Annotated in this window: 1 protein-coding gene; it reads right to left on the reverse strand. The window is 58.1% G+C overall.

The window, feature by feature from the left end:
• A partial coding sequence (locus ACR0EL_RS22145; RefSeq protein ID WP_480502309.1) for a guanine deaminase occupies positions 1–785 on the reverse strand: 785 nt, incomplete at both ends.

A 785-nucleotide genomic window follows, 5' to 3' on the forward strand; every position in this document is an offset into this window, starting at 1 on the left:
GGCCTCCATGCCCACGGCGATGTTGCCAATACGGTCATCCATCCGCAGGGTACGAGCCGATCCCACCGTTCCAAGCCAAAGCAATTGCGAGGGGTGCAAGGGATGGCCTCGCAATTGACCAATCTCATAGGCCGCAGCCATTGTGCGCAGCATTGAAAAACTTGAGCCGCCTCCGGTGTCGGTGGCCAAGCCCACGCGGTGCCCTGAGTGGATCAGACCATTCATGTCAAACAGGCCAGAGCCGATAAACGTGTTTGATGTGGGGCAGTGGATCAGAGCTGCATCTACCTCGCGCAGACGATCGCGCTCCCGCTCTTCCAGATGGATCACGTGCCCGTAAAGGCCATTTCCACCCAGCAGCCCAAACTGCTCATAGGTGTCCAGATAGTCGCGCGCGTCGGGGAACAGGGATCGGACCCATTCGATCTCATCGGTCTGTTCGCTCAGATGGGTTTGCATCAGGCAGTCGGGATGCTCGGCCCAAAGCGCGCCCATCGCCTCCAGCTGTTCTGGCGTCGATGTCGGCGAAAATCGTGGAGTGATGGCGTAAGATATGCGATCAACCCCATGCCACTTTTCAAGCAGAGCTTTGGACTGGTCGTATCCGGTTTGTGCAGTATCTCGCAGCCCCTCAGGCGCATTGCGATCCATGCAGGTTTTACCCGCGACAACCCGCTGCCCACGCGCCTGCGCGGCGGTAAAGAAGGCATCAACACTCTCTGGATGAATGGTGCAAAAGCTGCACATGGTTGTGGTGCCATGGGCTGCGGTTAGGTCTAGATATC

The organism is Ruegeria sp. AH12 (genome assembly GCF_056541465.1).